This window comes from Variovorax sp. FW301-JW7 (genome assembly GCF_058788795.1).
Genome location: NZ_JBYTBC010000001.1, coordinates 16,563 through 31,840 on the forward strand (window position 1 = coordinate 16,563; position 15,278 = coordinate 31,840).

Here is a 15,278-nt window from a genome sequence, read left to right on the forward strand (position 1 = left end):
GAACAGTTCAACTTCGCTGTGCGGCGTTAATGTTTGTTCATAAAAAAATCAAGTTGAAATCCCCACATTGCATCGCGAGACAGTGAGGAAGTTGACACTTTGTTGACGTTTGTAGGATGTGCATCCGAGCGACATAGTCTTTTGGAGAAGAATCGCAGAGATAGCTCGCAGGCCGGGACTTTCCATGTGCAAGCGTTGCGTCTCACGCATGCGGTTCTGTTGCGTGGGGGGTGATCCCGATGCCGGGATCACTGCACGTTCAACCCACCATGACGCCATCATCAGAAATCCTCTTCGGGCGCCTCACGTCTGGTGCTCGCATCCGCCATCTGCAGGCCTATGTGTCCGTCGCCGAACTGGGCAGCGTCAAGCGCGCGGCCGATGCCATCGGGTTGTCGCAACCCGCGGTGACCAGCCTCATTGCCGATCTCGAGCAACTGCTCGAATGCGTGCTATTCCAGCGCCATGCACGCGGCATGTGGATGACGGGCATTGCGAAGGAGTTGCTGCCTTTCGTGCGCCGCGCACTGGCCTCGCTCGAAAGAGGCGCGGAGTTCGTGGCGTTCCGGCACGTGAGCGCCAACAGCATCGTGCGCATCGGCGCCATCCACGGCGCCATCTGCGGGCTGCTGGTGCGGGCCCTACCTCCTTTCGCGCGCACGAGGCCCGAGGTGATGATCGAAGTGCAGGAGGCCAACGTGCCGCGCATCGGCTCGCTGATCCTCAAGCAGGAGATCGATCTCATGCTGTGCCGCGAACCTGCCGTGGAGCCTGAAGGGTGGGGCTTCTCGGCGCTCATGCCCGACCGGCTTGTCGTGGTCGCCGGGCCGCAGCATCCGCTGGTCGCGAGGCGTTCGCTGGGCTTTGCCGACCTGTTCGACGAGACATGGCTGTTGCTGCACCCCGCGACCCATGCGCGCCGCATGTTCGACCAGCTCACGGAGCATCACGGCCTGAGCCCGAAGTACCGGAAGATCGATGCGTTGTCCACACCGCTGGTGTTGGCCCAGTTGCAGAGCGAGCCGCTGCTGGTATTGGCGCCGTACAGCGTCTTCCGTCAGCTGATCGAACTGGGCCAACTGGCCCAGCTCGACGTCATTGACATTCCCCCGTTCAAGCCGCTGGGCGTGCTGAGCCCCGCGGACGGCGAGATGAGCGAGGCAGCACTGGATCTCAAAGAGTTTCTCTATCGCTACGTCAGCCAGCATCCCTAGGCAGACGAAGGGACGGACGACGCTGGCGAGGAACGCGCTCCGCCTCACGTATAGCGTGTACTGATGTCTTCGGACGAATTCTTATTTGTCGTGAAAGGTTCAGAACGGGACAATTGAGTCCTCGGTAGAAGAAGGCTGAACGAATCAGTCCGTCGAGCTGGACACGCAAGGGAGAGTGAGACAAATCGAGGCCATGCAAGAGCCTCGCTCGGGCGTCCGCCCGCAGCACGCCGGCCACGTCAGTCGGCACCGTCCCGCAGAGTCGGCCTTGGATGCGCCTGTCCGGAGATGGGTGATGTGAGTCGTTGCGCGCCAGGTGAGCAGGCTTGTGCGATTTTGGGGAGGATGGTCCGAAACCGATGAATGAGCCTTCGATCCTGCTCCGGATGGCTGAAATTGATAACCATGATTCCTTCCGGAAATGATCTCCATGCAACGCGCCTTGCGTTAGAGGGTTCGAACGTTTTGTCATTTTTATCGCGACGAGTCGATGCCGGGGAACCTCAAAAGTCGGCAGCCGTTCTCGATGTGGAGAAGCAGGATCGAGAAAGCGCGAGCGATATCGTCAGTTCGCTCGGCTACAAGGCCGTCCAGTTCGACTGCAGCGAGGACCTGATGACGGCGCTGATGCGCGGATCTCGCTTCGATCTCTTCTTGGCGGGCTTCGATGGTTCGGAAAACAGATTGCTGTCTGGCGCGAAGATGCTCAGGAGTGTCCTGGGACCGAAGGCGCCGTTGTTGCTGATGGTTCGAGAAGCGCAGCTGGGCGCCGTTTCGTCGTTGATGAAGGGGGCGAGTGAAGACTTCATCGTGATGCCATGTAACCCGGTCGAGCTCGAAGCCCGAGTGCTGGCATTCAAGGGGCTCAGTGCGTCGGCCGAGTTGTACGGGGAGTTTCGTTCCGGGGCCTATCACTTTCAGGCTCTCGGAAGAGTTGTCAGCTTCAACGGCCGGCAGATAAAGCTCCAGCCGATCGAGTTCGATTTGGCATTGCATTTCTTCCGGAACCCCGGCTTGGTGCATTCGAGAAAGGCACTTTTCGATGCTGTGTGGACGCGCATGCGTACGGATGAATCGGACACGAGAACGCTCGATGTTCACATCGCGCGTCTGAGAAAAAAGCTGGAAATCGGAGAGCCAAACGGCTGTGAGCTTCAAAGCGTAAGAAACATAGGCTATCGCCTTAACTTCTATTTCGAGGGTGCGAAGGGAACGCTGATTCCCGATGACCGGCCGTCGTTTGGTGTCTGGGAGGCACGCGACGGGGAGTCCGGAGGAGGCTGAGTCCTGGCCGTCTGCTGCCGCTGCTGAGGCGCGGCGCGTTGCATCGGGCATCTGCTGTCCTCTCCGACATCGCGCAGGTTGCGCGGACGCCAGGATCCGATCGTTCCGGGACATCTCACGCCATGAGGCGTCGATGACGCTCCCGACGCTAGAGAGAAATCACTTCCATCATCAGATGATGACGAGGTGATTGGCAAGGCACTGAAAAGCCGCCTTCGCCGCTGTCAAGGCGCGGCATTTTTTCATTTTCAAGATACGCGAGACCGCAAGGCTCATTGCGGGTGCGCGCCTGCCCGAAGCACTCAAGGAGCCTTCCAGAGGGCGGAAGTGTCGCGCCCATATTTCGAGGAGATGGGGCGACGATTCCCAGATATTCAAACTTTGATCACGGATGAAACACGCTGATCGAATTTCTCACACTTTAAGTTATCTGAATATTAAGCAATGTTAGTAAACAGTTTTTCCAGATCTTTTCTTTCTACAGTCGCGACCGGCTTCCATGAGATATGCGTGGATGCCGATGAGAAGGTTGCTTGCAGGCTTGGCGATGCCTCGCATGGCGCAACGCGTTCATGCCGGTTCACGTCTTCACTTGGCCATTCTTTCATTCAAAGGTACTTCATGAGTTCGATTCCTTCCGCATCGCAAGGTGCAAACGCGACCCAACAGGTACAACGAAACGCAATGCGGTGGCATGTTCGCGGTGCCGTGGTCTTGAGCCTTCTGTGCGGGGCCTGGGTGTCGGCGCTCGCGCAACCCGCTGTGGCCAAGTCGCCCGTGGCGGCGCGGCCTGCGGCTGCCGCTGCCGTGGTCGTCGAACTGACGCAGCACAAGGTCACGAAGAACGAGAAGGGCGACGAGCAGCTGGTGGACGCTGCTTCCGTAAAGCCCGGCGACGTCATCGAGTACCGCGCAACCTACACCAACAAGTCGCCCAAGGCCGTGACCGGTCTGGTCGGCAACCTGCCGATTCCCGAAGGCCTGGAGTACCTGCCGCGCAGTGCCAAGCCCGGCGCTTCGCTGGTCAAGGCTGCGGCCGATGACGGCGTGTTCGCTGCGGAGCCGTTGGTGCGTGCCTTGCCCGGCGGCAAGACCGAACCGCTGCCCTACAGCCAGTACCGCGCGTTGCGCTGGACGCTGGGCCAGTTGCCCGCAGGCGGCGTCACTGCCGTGAGCGCGCGCGCCAAGGTCGAGGTGGTGGTGCCCAAGGCGCCGCTGACGCAAGGCGCGGTGCAGGTGGTTCCCGGTGCCGCACTGGCCGCGCCCTCGACGTCGAAGCCGTGAGCGCGAAGGCATTCCCGAAGGTGTTTCGTTCGATCTGCGCCGGGCACCACCCGGTCTCGCAGGTCGGGTTCTCGTAGCAAGTCGACTGTCCCCGTTTCCGTTCTCGTTCCGTCACGCATCCACAAATCAATAGGACAAACCAAGTGAAACCTCATCCATTCCCAGGCGCAGCCGGCTCCAGGCCGATTGCTTCGTGGGTGGCTCAGGCAACGGTGTACCTGGGGCTCGTATTTGGAGCCTCGGTCGCGTTTGCAGCGCCTCCCCCCGCCAACACCGTCATCGGTAACCAGGCCTCGGCAACGTACTCCGATGTCGGCGGCAACCAGCAACTGGCCACCTCCAACCTGGTGCAGACCACGGTGCAGCAGGTCGGCTCGTTCAACCTGGACAGCTACACCACGGTCACGACCAACGTCGTGAACAACAAGACCGGCGCGGCCGGTGCCACGGTGTATGCGCCTCACGTGCTGACCAACACCGGCAACGGCAGCGATGTGTTCGACATCAAGGTCGACGCCGCAGCCGGCGGGTTCTCGCGCGTCGAGGTCTTCGCGGACGCCAACGGCGACGGCCTGCCCGACAGCACGACGCCGCTGTGCACGGCCATTCCTGCCGCCACCTGCAGCGTGCCCACGCAGACGGTCGCCGGCAACAACGGCGTGTTCCAGTTCGTGGTGGCCTACAGCCTTCCCTCGACGGCCAGCACGCCGACGACGCCGTACAGCTACGGCACGGTGACCGCGACGGTCCCCGCCTCGTCGCCGGTGTTCGGCTCGTATGCGAGCACGTCGGCGGCCGACCGCGACAACGTCAACCTGACCACCGAGGCGGCGTTCAACGTCACCAAGGCGATCGGTGTGCCGGCCGTGAAGGCACCGGGCGGTGGTGCCTGGCCCACGGCGGCCGCAAGCGGTCCGCGCTCGTCGTTGGTCAGCTGCTCGACGACTTGGGCGGCCGGCATGACGTCGACCCCGACCTGCCAATACACGGTCTACACGATCAACGTGAGCAACACCGGCGGCGCGGTCGGTGCCCTGGCGCTGCAGGACACGCTCCCGAGCGGCTTCACCTACGTTGCCGGCTCGGCCGTGTGGAGCAACTCGCCTACGGCGGGTACGGCCCTCACGGATGCTTCGACGGCCGATCTGGGTGGCATCGACTACCAGGCGTCGGGTAACACCATCACGGCGGTCATCCAGGCACTGCCCGTCAATGTGTCGCAGACCATCAGCTTCGTGGTGCTGGTCAACGACACGGCGGCCATCGGCGTGACGACCACCACCAACACGGTGAAGTACAACCCGATCGATGCAGGAACCAGCGCCAGCTCCACGGCGCCGGGCTCGCTGCCTTCGACGTCGAACCCCGCGGCCTTCACCGTGCTGGCCAGCTACGGCTTCGCGATCGGTACCAACCTGCCGACCGTGTCCACCGCCGTGACGGCCAAGGACGTGATCCCCGGCGCCGCCGACGGTAGCGCGGACACGACCACGCAACCCTCGGTGATCCCCGGCGGCAGCGTCTCGTTCCCGAATCGGGTGTTCAACACCGGCAATGCGACCGACGCGATCAACCTCGCGACGAGCGGCAGCACATTCCCCGCAGGAACCACGTTCACCTTGCTGGCCGTGGACGGCGCTACGCCGCTGCTCGACACGACCGGCGACGGCATTCCCGACACGGGGCCGATCGCAGCCGGCGGCTACGTCGACATCGTGGTGCGCGCAAACGTACCGGCCACCGCGACCCTCGGTTCGGGTCCGTTCACCGTGCTGGTCACCGGCAAGTCGGCGGGCAATCCGGCGGTTGCCGTGGATGCAACCAAGGAAATCGTGACCGCCGTGATCGGCTCGCTGGTCGACCTGACCAACAGCGCAGGCGGCACGGGCACCGGCACGGTCGCCGGCGGCGACCTGGGCCCGGGCCCGAGTCCGAACCCGACGACGACCCGGACCGTGGCAGCAGGCAGCGCAGCGTTCTTCAATCTGTTCGTCAAGAACGGTGACTCGCTGGCCAATACCTACAACCTGTCGGCCAGCCAGACGCCGAGCTTCCCCGGCACACTGCCGGCCGGTTGGACAGTCAAGTTCGTCACCGCCGGTACGGCCGGCGCGGCGGGTGAGACCTGTGCGACCGCAGCCGCCATCACGCAGATCGACGTGGCGGTCGGGGCGCAAGGCAAGGTCGACGTCTGCGTCACGCCGCCTGCGACGCAGACACCTGTGACGGCGCAGAAGATCTACTTCCGGGTGGATTCCACGAAGCCCACGTCGACGACGGCGCCCGCCAACGACACCAAGACCGACGCGGTGACGGTGATTGCCGCCTCGACCCTCGGTGCCACGCTGACGCCGGACAACAGCGGCCAGGTCGCACCCGGCGGTTCGGTGGTGTATGCCCACACGCTGACCGCCACTGGCACGCAGAGCTGCGTTGGCCCCTACGCCGTGTCGGTTACGCTGCCCTCGGCAGACATGACGGCAGGATGGACCACCGCGGTGTACATCGACGCCAACGGCGACGGCCAGATCGACGGCGGTGATCCGCTGATCACCGGAACGATCCCCGGCCCGCTGGTCGGCGGCACCTCGCAGAAGCTGCTCGTCAAGGTGTTCGCACCCGGCGGCGCAACGGCAGGCGCTACCGACACGGCCACCGTGACCGTGACGTTCCCCTCGGGGGCCGGCTCGTGCGGTACGCCTTCGGCCACCGACGTGAGCACGGTCATCAGCGGCCAGGTGCGCGTGGTGAAGACGCAGGCGGCAGACGTCAACTGCGACGCGACCGAAGCGGCCACGCCCGCGAACTTCTCGACCGCGCTGCTGACGATGAAGCCGGGCCAGTGCGTCCTCTACCGGATCGTGGCGACCAACGAAGGCGTGGCACCGATCTCCAACCTGAAGATCACCGACGCGGTGCCTGCGTACACCAGCCTCACGGGTGCCACGCAACCCGCGGCGGCCACGCAGTGCTCGTCGACGGGCCTGACCGGAACGGCCGTCACCTATGCAGGCACGGCACCGGCCACCACGGTGAGCTGCGGCAGCGCGGCCAACACCCTGGCACCGGGCGGCACGGCGACGTTGATCTTCGCCGTAAAGATCAACCAGTAACGGTCGATCGACCCGACCTCCCACGCCTTTCGCGGGCGTGGGAGCTTCACCCAGAAGGGCGCCCCTCAGGCGGTGCTGCTTCTGCTCTTTCCTGCGCTGTGAACCGCACTGTGCGCCTGGCTGTCGAGGCCAGGCAGCGCAGGAAAGAGCCTTGGGCGCGCGTGCGTATTCGCACGGCGACGCAACCGATTCGGAACCCCTTTCGTGCGACACGTCATCCACCACCGTCAATTCTGGTCACGCCTCCCGGCAGCCGCATGGGCACTGGCGGTGGCGACGTGCCTGTTCGCTTTTTCGATGGCACCCGCGCCGGCATCGGCCGCTCCTGTGCCGGCCGGCGTCTCGATCCGCAACGTCGCCACCGCGACCTACGTGCCGGCAGGGATGAGCCAGCAGGAAACCGCGAGCTCCAACGCCGTGCAGGCCACCGTGCTGCCCGTCGAGGCGCTGCTGCTCACGCAGGACCAGAGCGTGACACGGCCGCCGAACGCGCAGGTCACGCTGAGCCATTTGCTCAGCAACGTCGGCAACGTGACGTCGGGCTACACGCTGGCCTGGGCCAACAACGCCGGCGGCTGCGGCCCCGACCAGCTCGACCTGAGCGCCTTGCGCGTCGTGCGCGACGTCAACAACAACGGCGTGGTCGATGCGGGCGACCCGGTGCTGCCGCTGGGCAGCGCCGGCGCGCTGTCGCTCAAGCCCGGCGAAACCGCATCGCTGCTGGTGCAGGGCTCGCTGCCCGCGGCATCGGGCGGGACCGCGTGCCTGGCGCTGACAGCCACCACGGCGCTGCAATCGCAGACGGCCACCAATCGCGACGTGATCACCGTCAGCAGCGCGGCGGTGATCTCGCTGGTCAAGTCGGCGTCTTACCCCGGTGTGATCATCCCGGGGACCACGCGCATCGACTTCACCGTCAAGGGCTCCAACATCGGCGCACAAGATGCGCAGCCCACCGGCGCGGCCGTGCCCGGCCCGTCGGCGATCCGGGTCAACGGCGTGGCGTCGTCGCTGGTGCTGGTGCGCGACCTGATTCCCGAGGGCACGGTCTATATGGCCGGCACGCTGCAGAGCACGGCCGCGGGTGCGGTCCGGCTGTACCGCCTGCCGGGCGACGCGGCGTTCAACTACCGCACCACGGACGACGCGGCCGCCATCGAGGTGGCGATCGGCGTGCCGACGGCGCTCGTGCGCAACGGCTCGATCGCGATGCAGTTCGCCGTGAAGGCCAAGGCCGACGTGGCAGGCGACATCCGCAACAACGCGCAGAGCTACTACAACGACAGCGCGGTCGACACGCTTGCGCAGTCGAACACGGTGGTCATCCCCCTGTCGCCCGCGCGCATCGGCGTGGCAAAGGCGGCCACGGTGCCGCGCATCCATCGCAACGCCGACGGCTCGCCCGACGGCACAGCGACCGTTGGCTTCAGCCTGCACGTGCGCAACTACGGCACGACTTGGCTGTACGGCGTGCAGGTCAACGACCTGCTCGAGGGCACGGGCGCCACCCAGTTCGGCAGCTACACGGCCGCCGTGGTGCCGGGCGCGAACCAGTACACGGTCGTGCCCGGCACGCTGCGCGTGGTGGGCAACCCCGGCGGGGGCACGGTCGCTGCCGTCAACACCGGCTTCACCGGCAAGGCCGCGGCACGCGGCCTGCTCGCACCGGGCGCGGTGCTGCCCGTGGGCGCGGAGTTCACGGTGCAGTTCGACGTGCGGATCAACTTCACGGGCCGCACGGGCACGTTGTTGAACACGGCCCGCGCCGAGGCCTCGCTCACGCCGGGCGGTGCGCCGCAGGTGTTCGACGATTCGGTCGATGGAAGCAACCCCGACGCCGACGGCGACGGCAACCCCGGCAACGACGCCTCGCCCACGCCCATCTCCACGCAGGGCCCCTCGCTGTCGATCGTGAAGACGGCGTCGCAGCCCCGCCGAGTCGGCGACGGCGTGTACGAGATCGACTACGGCTTCAAGGCCACGAACACCGGCAACGGCCCGGCGCCCAACCTGCGCGTCATCGACAACCTGAACTGCACCTTCGACATGGACAGGTCGGACGGCCGCATTGCGTCGTGGCAGCTGACGGGCCCGGTGCGGGCGCGCAACGGCTTGCTGTCGCCGTCGTCGGGCTTCACCGGCCGCGCCACCTGCAACCGCGACACCGCGGCCAGCACCGACCCATACAAGCTGCCGACCGAGGTCGCGCTGAGCCTGGTCGACGGCAGCAGGGCACTGGCGCCGGGCCAGAGCGAAGAGCTCGCCCTCACCGTGCGCGTGACCACCAAGCGTGCAACGGACAGCACGCGCGTGACGCTCGACAACAAGGCCTGGGCTGCGGCGTTCGCGCAGAACACCGTCAACGTTTCGCCGGCCAACCTGCTGGCCGCGGCCGTCGGTTCCGCGCGCGCCGTGCTGATGGACCCGATGGGCACGGTCTACAACGCCGTGACGCGCCTGCCGGTGGCGGGCGCGGTGGTCAGGTTCACGCGTCAGTCGTGCAATGCGGGGCCGGTCACGCCCATCCAGCCGGGCGAGATCGTCGGGGCCGACACGGGCGTGTACACCTTCAATGCGGACGGCAGCGTGTCGATGACGACAGGCGCTGACGGCACCTACCAGTTCCCGCTGCAGAACCCGCCCGTGACCGGGTTGTGCACCTACGCCATCGCCGTCACGCCGCCCGCGGGCAGCGGCTACGTGGCGCCGTCGCTGCTGCTGCCGGCCCGGGCAGGGAGCTTCGCGAGCTGCGGCCAGGTCGTGCCCAACACAGTGCCGCCGCAGGGCGCGGAGCCCACCACGTATTACTTCAACGTGGTGACCGGCTTCAATGCCGATGGCAGCGCCTGCGACGCGGCCCACAACCACGTGCCGATGGACCCGGGCTCGATGACGGGCCTGGTGATGCGCAAGGACGGCAGCAAGCGGCAGGTGGAGTTCGGCGACTTTCTCGACTACGCGCTGACCGTCACCAACAAGACCGGCTTTGCCGTCCACGGCCTCAACGTCGTCGACACGCTGCCGCCCGGCCTGGCGTACGTGCCCGGCAGCGCGCGGCTGAACGGCGTGGCCACGGACAACCCGCGCGGCGGCGGCGGTCCGCAGCTGGTTTGGAGCTATCCCGCGCTGTCGCTGGCCATCGACCAGTCGGTCATGGTGCGCTACCGCGTGCGGGTGGGCGTGGGCGCACCCGTGTCGGGCGACGTGGTGAATCGCGCGCTTGCGAACTCCGGCGCGCTGCAGTCCAACCTGGCCACCTTCACGGTGCGCGTCACGGGCGGTGTCTTCTCCGACGAGGCCTTTGCCTTCGGCAAGGTCTACATGGATTGCAAGCGCGACCGCACGCAAGAGGGCGCCGAGGAACCCGGCGTGCCCGGCGTGCGCCTGTATATGGAAGACGGCACCAGTGTCGTGACCGACGTGGAAGGCAAGTGGAGTCTGTACGGCCTCAAGCCCGTCACGCACGTGCTGAGACTTGACGAGACGACGCTGCCGCCGCAGGCGCAGATCGTGCTGCTGGACAACCGCAACGCCAACAACCCTGCGAGCCGCTTCGTCGACCTCAAGAAGGGCGAACTGCACAAGGCCAACTTCCCGCTGGCCGGCTGTGACGACTCTGTCGTGATGGACGACGTGGCGCGGCGCCGCAAGCTCATCGTCCTGCGGCCCGATGCCGACGGCGAAGCCGCGGTTCGTTCGCGCCTCGACCCACAGGGCACCATCGTTCCCGTGGGCGACCAGCGCTCGCTGCCGGCCTCGGGCGAGGTTAGCGCTTCGGGCGCCATCGGCGCCACGGTGGTGTCGAGCCAGCCGCTGATCACGCTGCCGAGTGCACCCGCGGGCGGCGCGGGCAGCTTTGTCGGCGGCGTCGGCGCGACCGGCGGCCTGACCGGCACGCTGGGCGCGGTGCAGCAAGCCGGCGCCTTCAGCAGCCCGGTGGGGGGGGCCGGCGGTACGTCGGGCCTCTTGCCTGGCGGTGTGGGCAGCGGCGTGGGCACACTCGGTGCCAACGGCATCAACGCGCGCAGCGGCAGCCTCTCGCCGTTGGCGCAGCCGCTGTTGCCGCAGTCCGCGCCCGGCACCATCGAGCTGGAAAAAATGATGCCCGGCCTGGACAACACACCGGGGTTCATCGGGTTGAAGGACCGCGACACGCTTGCGTCGCAGACGGTCAACGTGCGCGTCAAGGGCCCGGCGGGCGCGAACCTGCAGTTGCTGGTCAACGGCGAGAAGATCGACGGCCGCCGCGTCGGCAAGAAGGCGACCCTGCCCAGCGCCACCTTGAGTGCCTGGGAGTACATCGGTCTCGTACTCCAGCCCGGCACCAACCAGCTGCGGCTGGAGGTGCGCGACGACTTCGGCGGGGTGCACGGCGGGCCGGTGGAAGTCACCGTGGTCGCGCCCGACAAGCTCGGTGCCATCGCCGTGCAGGTGCCCGAAGGCGCGCGCGCCGACCTGCGCACGCCGGTGCCTGTGAAGGTGCGCCTGACCGACGCGGCCGGCGTGGCGGTGTCGGCCCGCGCCCAGCTCACGCTCGAGGCCGACCGTGGGCGCTGGGTAGAGGAAGACCTGAACCCGAACGAGCCCGGCACGCAGGTCTTCATGGACGGCGGCGAGGCCGAGTTCCATCTGCTGCCGCCGGGCGAGCCGGGTGACGTGCGCGTGCGCGTGTCCACCTCGGCCTTCGTGCGTGAGGTGCGCATCGCCTTGCTGCCCGACCTGCGCCCGATGATCGGCGTCGGCATCCTCGAAGGCACGCTCGACTTCACGAAGCGCGGGACGCTCGCGCTCGGCGAGATGCCGGCCGGCGCCGCTTTCGAGACCGAGCTGCGCAGCCTGTCGAGCGACCCGAAGGACACGCGTGCAGGTGCACGCGCCGCGTTCTTCTTCAAGGGCGCGGTGAAGGGCGAGTACCTGCTCACGGCCTCGCTGGACACCGACAAGAACCGCAAGGACCGGCTGTTCCGCGACATCCGTCCGGACGAGTTCTACCCGGTCTATGGCGATTCGTCGGTGCGCGGCTTCGACGCGCAAAGCTCGCAGCGCCTGTATGTGCGCATCGACAAGAACCGCTCGTTCCTGATGTATGGCGACTTCGTCACCTCGAGCAGCGCCGACGTGCGCCAGCTGAGCCAGACCAGCCGCACGCTCACCGGCCTGAAGCATGTGTACGAGACCGACACGGTGCGCGCCACCAGCTACGCCTCGCGCACGTCGCAGACGCAGCAGGTGGAAGAGTTCGCCGCGCGCGGCATCTCCGGGCCGTACTACCTGGGTGTCGGCACGGGCAGCGCCGGCGACTTCGTGGAGAACAGCGAGCGCGTCGAGATCCTCGTGCGCGATCGCAGCCAGCCGAACGTGGTGCTGCAGAACGTGGCGGCAACGCGCTTCGTGGACTACACGATCGAGCCGTTGTCGCGTCGCATCCTGTTCACGCGCCCCATTGCATCGGTCGATGCCAACCTGAACCCGCAGTCGATCCGCGTCACCTACGAGATCGACGCGGGCGGCCCCAAGTACACCGTGGCCGGCACCGACGTGCAAGTGAAGGTGGCCGACAACCTGCAACTGGGCGTGGTGCTCGGTACCGACCAGAACCCGGAGAACCGCCGCAAGCTGGGCGCGGTCACCGCACTGGCGCGCCTGGGCGACAACACCAGCGCGGCGGCCGAGCTGGTGCAGACCGATTCCGACCTGAACGGCAAGGGCTCGGCGGGCCGCATCGAACTGCGCCACCAGGACGACACGCTCGGCGTCGCGGTGCAGGCCGCGCGCACGAGCAAGGGCTTCGACAACCCGGGCGCGACCTTCGCGGCGGGGCGCACCGAAGCCAGCGCGCGTGCCGAATACAAGGTCGACGCCACGCTGCAGGTGCGCGCCGAGGCGCTCTACAGCAAGGACAACCTGGCGGTGGGTAACACCCAGGGCGTGACCGTCAGCGCGCAGAAGAAGATCAACGACAGCCTCACGGGAGAGCTCGGCCTGCGCTATGGCTCCACCTCGAGCGCGTCGGCTTCGCTGTTCGACTACAACCAGGTCTCCAGCTACAACGGCGCCCTGGGTTCGCCCACGGTCGGAAGCTCGGTCACCGCACTCGGCGGCGTGGCCAATGCCGCGGGCGCGCTGCTCGACAAGCAGCAGGACAACCTCGCCACCGTGCGCGGGCGGCTCACGGCGCAGGTGCCGAGCCTGCCCCAGGCCCAGGTCTTCGTCGAAGGCGAGCAGGATCTGCGCAGCAGCGGCAAGCAGATCGCGATCGGCGGCAACTACGCCATCACCGACAAGACGCGCATCTACGGCCGCTACGAGTTCATCTCCACGCTCGGCGGCATCTACGACCTGAACAGCCGGCAGTCGCGCAATACCGGCATCCTCGGCGTCGAGAGCAACTACATGGAAGGCGGGCGTGTCTACAACGAGTACCGCCTGGCCGATTCGGTCGACGGCCCCACGGCGCAGAACGCCATCGGAATCCGCAACACCTTCAAGCTGAACGAGCGCTGGCGCCTGACCGGCGGCGTCGAGCATGTGAAGGCGATGGGCGCCACCCCGGCAACCGCGGGCATCCTGGGGCAGGGCGATTCCACCGCGGTGGTCAGCGGTGTCGAGTACGCCAGCGAGCGCGTGAAGGCGAGCGCGATCCTGGAGGCGCGCTGGGCCGACGACTCCAACACCGTGCTGTCGAGCGCGGGTCTGGGCTACAAGATCGACGACGACTGGAGCCTGCTCGTGCGCAGCGTTTACAGCGACAGCAAGGGCAAGGGCGCCAACGAAGGCGACCGCCGCACGTTGTCGCGCCAGCAGGTGGGTGTGGCCTACCGCCCGGTGGGACAGGACGTGTGGAACATGCTGGCCCGTTACGAGCACAAGACCGAAGCCGTGCGCGGCGCGGGCACCACGCTCGGCACGATCAGCGGCAACGCTTTCGGCTCCGACGCCACGCAGGCCGGCGACTACCAGGCCGACATCGTGTCGGTGCACGTCAACGTGAACCCGCAGCCCGGCACCTACATCACCGGTCGCTTCGCAGCCAAGCGCGCGACGCAGGACGACGGCGTGCTCAAGAGCAGCTATTCGGCGCAGCTGCTGCAGGGCCGTTTGACCTACGACATCAACAAGGACTGGGACGTCGGCGTGCAGGCGGGCCTGCTGCACGGCAGCGGCGGCTCGCTGCAGAAGACGCTGGGCTTCGAGGTCGGCTACCAAGTCTACAAGGACCTGTGGCTCTCGGGTGGCTACAACGTCGTGGGCCTGAAAGACCGCGACCTGACCGCCGGCGAATACACGAGCAAGGGCGCGTTCGTGCGGCTGCGCTTCAAGTTCGACGAGACCGCGCTGGGGTTCGCTTCTGCGGGGGCTGTGGCCAGGACAGGCGAGCCCGCGGCTGCGCTGCCGCCGGGAAAGATCACGCTGCAGGCGCAGGCCCTGTTCGAAGCCGGCCAGCACACGCTCAAGCCGGATGCCCACGCCGTGCTGGACGAGGTCGTCTCGCGCATCAAGAGCGAGCATTACGACGTGGTCGAGATCATCGGTGCCCCCGCACCTGAAGGCGCGGCCGATGCCGCGCCGGAGCTGCCGGCACAGCGCGCCGAAGCCGTCGCCGCCTACCTCGTGGGGCAGGGCGTGAGCTCGGCCCGCGTCAAGGCCGACCGGCCCGTGCCGCAAGGCGGTGCGCGCAAGCAGCCGCTCGAGATCGAAGTGGCCGGCTGAGCCGGTTGCCCACGATGCCGCGCTGCCCGTTCACCTGCCGATTTTCTTGCCTGCGAGCACTGCGCCCGCTCGCCCCGTGACGCACACCGTCGTCACGCCGCCTCACCGACAGAAGAGAAGAATGATGCCCAGAACCTTGTGCGCGCGATTTGCGTCGGCCCTGTCGAGCGGTTTGCTTGCGTTGGCCGCAGTGGCCCTGGCACCGATGCAGGCGCAAGCGCAAACGGTGACTTTCGCCGGCACGACCACGGCTACGGCCAGTGGCTCGGGTGCGTTCGGCACCCCCACGCTGGTGTTCAATGTGGCGGCAGGGCAGAACCGCGTCGTGCTTCTCTCTGCATCTTTTGAGCGGGATCACTGTATCAGTGGCGGCAGCGAAACCGTTGCGGATTGCGTCGATGAACCGGCCAGTCAGGCCAACAGCAATTTCGCCGGCCCCACCATGGTGGCCAACAACGGGGCGAACGTTCAGATCCAGTTCACGGCTAGCGGGCCGGGCGGCTCCATGACGCTGTCCAGTCCACTGGCACCGCCGAACGGAGACCTTCGCTTTGCCAACCGGTGGATAGGCCTTCCCGGTACCACCACGATCGACCGCACGATCTACAGTCAGGAAAGCTACTTCCTTGCACTGTATGAAGCCGATCTACGCACCTTGCTTGGCGGCACGGGC

General features: G+C 66.7%; 5 protein-coding genes. All 5 read left to right on the forward strand.

Annotated features, from left to right (window positions below):
• The first annotated feature begins 269 nt into the window (after nt 1-269).
• The 5 genes from AC3WQM_RS00075 to AC3WQM_RS00095 all read left to right on the forward strand — a co-directional run bounded on the left by AC3WQM_RS00075 (nt 270) and on the right by AC3WQM_RS00095 (nt 14,605).
• On the forward strand, nt 270-1,214 hold the full coding sequence (locus tag AC3WQM_RS00075) for a LysR family transcriptional regulator (protein WP_492676403.1): 945 nt from the start codon (nt 270-272) through the stop codon (nt 1,212-1,214).
• A gap of 363 nt (nt 1,215-1,577) precedes the next feature.
• A complete protein-coding gene (locus tag AC3WQM_RS00080; protein WP_492676404.1) occupies nt 1,578-2,498 on the forward strand; it encodes a response regulator transcription factor in 921 nt (306 codons plus the stop codon).
• Between the two features lie 708 nt (nt 2,499-3,206).
• Nucleotides 3,207-3,782: a hypothetical protein gene (locus AC3WQM_RS00085; RefSeq protein ID WP_492676405.1), complete on the forward strand. Its 576-nt coding sequence runs from the start codon at nt 3,207-3,209 to the stop codon at nt 3,780-3,782.
• 197 nt (nt 3,783-3,979) lie between these two features.
• A complete protein-coding gene (locus AC3WQM_RS00090) occupies nt 3,980-6,895 on the forward strand; it encodes a hypothetical protein (RefSeq protein ID WP_492676406.1) in 2,916 nt (971 codons plus the stop codon).
• Nucleotides 6,896-7,192: 297 nt separating this feature from the next.
• The gene (locus AC3WQM_RS00095; RefSeq protein WP_492676407.1) at nt 7,193-14,605 is read left to right on the forward strand and encodes an OmpA family protein; all 7,413 of its coding nucleotides are present in this window, start codon (nt 7,193-7,195) and stop codon (nt 14,603-14,605) included.
• Nucleotides 14,606-15,278: the final 673 nt, after the last annotated feature.